This window comes from Intrasporangium sp., assembly GCF_036566125.1.
Classification (GTDB): Bacteria; Actinomycetota; Actinomycetes; order Actinomycetales; family Dermatophilaceae; genus Intrasporangium.
This window is the reverse complement of the sequence record NZ_DATCWX010000118.1, coordinates 1-5,089: the sequence shown is the minus strand read 5'-3', so window position 1 is coordinate 5,089 and position 5,089 is coordinate 1. Positions and strand designations below refer to the sequence as shown.

6 protein-coding genes are annotated in these 5,089 nt (G+C 70.2%); 1 reads left to right on the top strand and 5 read right to left on the bottom strand.

Going from position 1 to position 5,089, the window contains the following annotated elements; translation table 11 throughout:
* Together VIR15_RS07080 and VIR15_RS07075 are read right to left on the bottom strand one after the other, a co-directional pair.
* A partial coding sequence (locus VIR15_RS07080; RefSeq protein WP_331926768.1) for a sugar nucleotide-binding protein occupies positions 1–393 on the bottom strand: 393 nt, incomplete at its 3' end.
* 25 nt (positions 394–418) lie between these two features.
* On the bottom strand, positions 419–928 hold the full coding sequence (locus VIR15_RS07075) for a MarR family winged helix-turn-helix transcriptional regulator (RefSeq protein WP_331926767.1): 510 nt from the start codon (positions 926–928) through the stop codon (positions 419–421).
* A 140-nt stretch (positions 929–1,068) separates the two neighbouring features.
* Here VIR15_RS07075 and VIR15_RS07070 point away from each other — a divergent pair, with 140 nt between their 5' ends.
* Positions 1,069–2,355, top strand: a complete 1,287-nt coding sequence (locus tag VIR15_RS07070; protein WP_331926766.1) for an MFS transporter — start codon at positions 1,069–1,071, stop codon at positions 2,353–2,355.
* Here the strand turns inward: VIR15_RS07070 and VIR15_RS07065 are convergent.
* The 3 genes from VIR15_RS07065 to VIR15_RS07055 form a co-directional block, all read right to left on the bottom strand.
* The gene (locus VIR15_RS07065) at positions 2,280–3,044 is read right to left on the bottom strand and encodes a DUF5995 family protein (protein ID WP_331926765.1); all 765 of its coding nucleotides are present in this window, start codon (positions 3,042–3,044) and stop codon (positions 2,280–2,282) included. The genes VIR15_RS07070 and VIR15_RS07065 overlap by 76 nt on opposite strands.
* Before the next feature lie 25 nt (positions 3,045–3,069).
* Positions 3,070–4,023 carry an NADP-dependent oxidoreductase gene (locus tag VIR15_RS07060; RefSeq protein WP_331926764.1) on the bottom strand — a complete coding sequence of 318 codons (954 nt, stop codon included), beginning with the start codon at positions 4,021–4,023 and terminating at the stop codon, positions 3,070–3,072.
* Between the two features lie 3 nt (positions 4,024–4,026).
* Positions 4,027–5,089, bottom strand: a 1,063-nt coding sequence (locus VIR15_RS07055; RefSeq protein WP_331926763.1) for a pyridoxal phosphate-dependent aminotransferase, incomplete at its 5' end; no start/stop codon positions are given.

Sequence of the window (5,089 nt, the reverse complement as noted above, 5' to 3'; positions counted from 1 at the left end):
GGCTGCCTTCGCGGCTCCATAGGGACTGACGGGATCCGGCAGGCACGTCTCGTCATACGTGACTGCCTCGCCCGAGAAGACCACGTCGCTGGACACGTGAACGAGCCGGGCGCCCACCGCCGCCGCCGCGAAGGCGACGTGCGCCCCACCGTCCGCTGTGGCGGCCCAGTCGGACTGGAGATAGGCGGCATTGATGACGACCTCGGGACGCACGGCCCGAGCCAGACTCATCACGGCGTCGCGGTCCCGGATGTCAACATGGCGCCAGTCCGGCCCGGAGGTCAGTGCTCCTGCGGAATGGTAGGTAGCCATGACTGCGTGACCGGACGCTCGCGACTGCCGGATGATCTCGCGCCCCAGGAAGCCGCTCCCTCCGACGACAAGCAGTTGCACCCGGCCACCGTACTGGGCGGGCGCCTCACGCCTCGATGCGGTCGAGCTGCTCGATGACCCGCTCGAGGAGGCCGGCGAGCAAGCCGCGCTCCTCTGTGGACAGCCCGCGGAGGATGTCGCTCTCGACGACGTTGGACTCGCGGATCGCGTCGCTGAAGAGATCCCAGCCCTCGCTCGTCAACGAGATGTGGGTCCTGGTCCGGTTGGTCTCGTCGGGACGCCGCTCGATCAGGCCCCGCTGGGACATCTTGTCCAGGCGGTGGGTCATCGAGGAGGGCGCGACGTTCGTGAGGTCTGCGAGTTGGCTGGGAGTGAGCCTCGCCTCGCCGGCCTTCGCGAGGGCGGCGAGGACGGCCCACTCGCCCTGGGTGAGGTCCAGGTCGGCGAGTTGCCGGACGTACCACTGGTCGAGCTTCTTCGTCACGCCGTAGATCCCGGTGATGACGCGCTGCACCGACACCTCGCCGCCGGCCGCCACGTAGGCGGCGACGGCCTTGCGGTGCTGCTCCTGTGCACTCCTCGCCCGCGCTGCCATAACCCGATTGTGGCACGGTTCCTTCGACTGCTAATCTTTCGAGGTCGAACTTAGGGTTCGAAATATTCGGCATCGAAGCCGTGTTGACTCTTCCGGCTGCTTCCTCTCCCACACGCCATCAGAAAGGGTGTGAATTCGTCATGCGCGCAAAACTGCTCATTCTCGCATCCTCGATCGGGATGCTGGGCTGGGGTGCGGTCCTCCCCTACCAGTACGCGTATGCCGCTGACACCCGTGCGTGGGGGTCGCTCACTGCCGCTGCGGCCTCGTCCCTCTTCTCGGTGGGCGCCCTCATCGCCGCGCCCTTCGCTGGCCGACTGAGCGACCGGTTCAACCCGGTCGTCGTCGCCGTGGTGGCGCAGCTGGTCGCCGCAGCCGGTGTCGGTGCGCTCGTGCTCGCCGACTCGCCGATGGCGTTCCTGCTCGGCATGTTCGTCTTCGGCCTGGGGCTGACCGCCGCCATGCCGGCCAAGCAGGTGCTCGTCCTCCGGTGGGTTGCCGGGCGTGACCGCCGGAAGGTCTTCGCCTACAAGTTCACCGGCGAGGCGATCGGCATGGCGATCGGCGCCTATGTGGCCGGATACCTCGTGGACCTGTCGCGCGCCGACGGCCTCGATGTCGGATTCCTCACGGCTGCACTCGGCTTCGTCGTCTCGTCGGCGATCATCGGTAGCGCCGGCGCCCGCGCGACGACCCATCCCGAGAGCGGCCTCGACACCGCCGGCGCGAACCCCGGCCGACCGATGGATGCGCTGCGGACGATCTTCGCCAGCCCAGCGCTGCGGTGGACCGCCGTCATCACGGTGACCCTCGCGCTGGGCTTCTACGCCCAGTTCGAGGCAGGCCTGCCGGCGTACGCGATCACCGTGCTCGACGTCGACTCCAAGGCCATCGGTACGGCGGCCGCGGTGAACTCGATCATCATCGTGCTCCTCCAGGTCGTCGTCGTCCGGGCCACCGCCCGCCGGAGCGCCCCGACACTCCTCATGGCGGTGGGCTCGGTCTGGGTGCTCGCCTGGCTCATCCTGTCCGCAGCACAGTTCCGGCCAGAGATCGCTGCGGCACTCTTCGTCACCACCTTCGGCGTGTTCGCCGTCGGTGAGACGATGTACTCGCCCGTGCTCAACCCGCTGACTGCCTCCCTGGCCCCCAAGGGCATGGTCGGTCAGACGCTGGGCACCTTCGCGGCGCTCCAGACCACGTTCTCGGCGCTCGGCCCCCTCGTGGCCGGTGCCCTGCTCGGGGCGGGCCTGGCCAATGGCTTCCTCGGGCTGCACCTCGGCGTGAGCCTGCTCGCCGTCTACGCCGCCTGGCGGCTGCGCAAGGCCCTCGCAGTCAAGCAGTCTCGGGCTCAGGTGAGCTCGTCGACGGGCGTCAGCAGCAGCCTGCCCGCCAAGCCCACCGAACGGGAGAGCGTCGCGGCGTAGTCCGTCCGGAGCGGTTCGAGCCGGTCCAGCCGCCAGAGGACGTTGGCGTTCGTCCACGCCGCGTCTCTCGCCCGGTTGATGCTCCACGCGCCGACGAGGTTGGCGACCGGGCCCGTATGGGCCCGGTCGACCTCCAGGGCGAGCCCGTCGAGGAACGACTGACGCACCTCCTCCTGGGCCGCGGCGAGGAGCTCGTTGATCCGAAGGTAGTCCTCGTACACGCCCTTGCTGTCGGGCGAGAGCCGGAGCTCGCGGCAGGTGGCGACGACGGCGAGTGGCAGGTCGTGGTTGATGTGGGCGTTCATGCCGGCGAGCGCGTACTGGATGGGCAGCCGGCCCGGGGTGTGACGCAGCTCGAGGACCGGAGCCCAGGCCGCGGCAGGCACTGGGGCCCGCAGCTCCCCCAGGTAGAGACCCGCGAAGCGGAGGTCGAGCCGCGCGAGGAACGCCGGGTTGGTGAAGTAGCCGTCGGTGACCCGGTCGCGCACGAGCTCCGTCACGCGGAGGTACATGTGGTTGAAGGCGCGCACGCCGTCCTGAGGGCCCAGCTCCCGGTCGATGGACCGCATCCGCTCGATGAGCTCCTCGACCGTGGCGAAGTCCGGGCCAAGGGTGTCCGGCGTGTCCCCGGACCGCCTCCCGGACCACCAGGTCCGCACGCCGTCGACGATCCCGGAGAGCCAGCCCATGCTGGGACGTTAGTCCCCGCGATGGTCACGGCGTGGATGAACCAGCCGAACCGCGCGCGCCAATTCGGCGGTCTTGGCGCGCCACGGCGATGACGACCTTTCCGCGGACGTGACCCGCCTCCATCAGCCGATGGGCCGTCGCGGCGTCCTCCAGCGGCACGAGGCGCTCGACCTCCACCCGGTACCGGCCGTCGGCATACAGCCGTGCGACGGTCTCGAGCGCGCCGATGGCACGTGGCTCGTTACGCACCGCCCTCGCCCCCAGTTCAGGGGCGTCAAGGTCCGCGACGCTCACGACCTGCCTGGGATCGTCCACGAGTTCGACGAGTTCGGGCAGCGAACCGGACCCGGCGGTGTCGAGCACCGCGGTCACCCTCCCCACATCGAGCGCAGCGACCCGGTCCGCGATCCCCGGGCCGTACGTCGTGTCGTGTGCGCCAAGGCTCCTCACGTAGTCGCCGTTGCGCTCGGAACAGGTCCCGATCACGGTGGCCCCGAGCGCCCGGGCGAGCTGCACCGCCGCGGACCCCACCCCGCCGGAGGCGCCCTCGACGAGCAGGACAGCGCCGTCGCCCACACGGAGGTCCTCGAGCGCGCGCTGCGCAGTCTCACTCGCCAGCGCACAGGCGGCGGCCTCCGCCCACGTCATCGAGGCCGGCTTGTGTGCCCATCCGTCGAGCAGCGCGAGCTCGGCCGTCGTTGCCGAGCCGAGCCCGAAGACCTCGTCGCCCACCTCCACGCCGGCCACGCCCGGACCGATCTCATCGACGACGCCCGAGGCGTCAATGCCCGGCACGACGGGAAAGGCGGGCTGGACAACGTCCTTCATCCGTCCCGACCGGACCTTCACGTCCCAGACGTTGACGCTGGCCGCCTGCACACGGATGCGCACCTGGCCCGGTCCCGCATGCGGCTCCGGCACCGACCCGACCGTGAGGACCTCCGGACCGCCGTACTCCCTGTAGATCAGAGCGAACACGCTTCAGCCCCGCTCGTGGAAGCGGACGATCCGCTCGATGGCCTGTCCGACGGCCTCGGACCCTGCCGCGAAGCTGAGCCGCACCGACCGCTCACCCGCCCGATCGTCGAAGTCACCACCGGGGGTGAGCGCCACCCCTTCCGTGTCGAGCAAGGCCTTGGCGTATGCCGCTGAGCTGGCCCAGCGGTCCAGCTGTCCTCCCAGGTCGGCGTAGTAGTAGAACGCGCCGTCGGCGGGTGCCGCAGTTCCCCAGCCGAGGCGGGGTGCGTGCTCGAGGAGCAGCTTCCTGGTACGCGCGAACTCCGCGACGGCCTCGTCACACTCGGCGTAGGACTCCTCGGTGAACGCCTCGACGGCTGCGTACTGCGCCGGTGTCGGTGGACAGAGGGCGACGTTGCCGGCCAGGGCGTCGACGGGGCGGGCCAGCTCCTCGGGAAGGAGCAGCCACCCCAGGCGCCAGCCCGTCATGCCCCAGTACTTGGAGAACGACGACACGACGATTGCGGAGTCGTCGAGCTCCCAGGCACAGACGCCACGCGGATCAGCGGCGCCGGCATCGGGGTACGTCACGCCGTGATAGATCTCGTCGCTGACGAGCCGCACGGCGTTTGCAGCGCACCACTGGGCGATGGCCGTGAACTCGGCCCGGTCCACCATGGTGCCAGTCGGATTCGCGGGTGAGGCGACGATGAGGCCCGCGAGCGGCGACTGTCGATGGGCGGCCTCGAGCAGTTCCGGCGTCGGTTGGAAGCGCACCTCGGGCCCACAGTCGATCTCGACGACATCACAGCCGAGCGCTGCGAGGATGTTGCGGTAGGCGGGGTAGCCGGGGCGAGCCAGGGCGACGCGGTCGCCGGCGTCGAACGAGGCGAGGAAGGCGAGCATGAAGCCGCCGGATGAGCCGGTCGTGATCGCGACGCGAGCGGGATCGACGTCGAGCCCGTACCAGCGCCGGTAGTGGCCGGCGAGCGCCTCACGCAGTGGCCGGATCCCGAGCGCGGAGGTGTAGGTGAGGGCCTGTCCCGATGCGTGGATCTCCGCGGCCGCCCGGGACACGCCGGTCGGG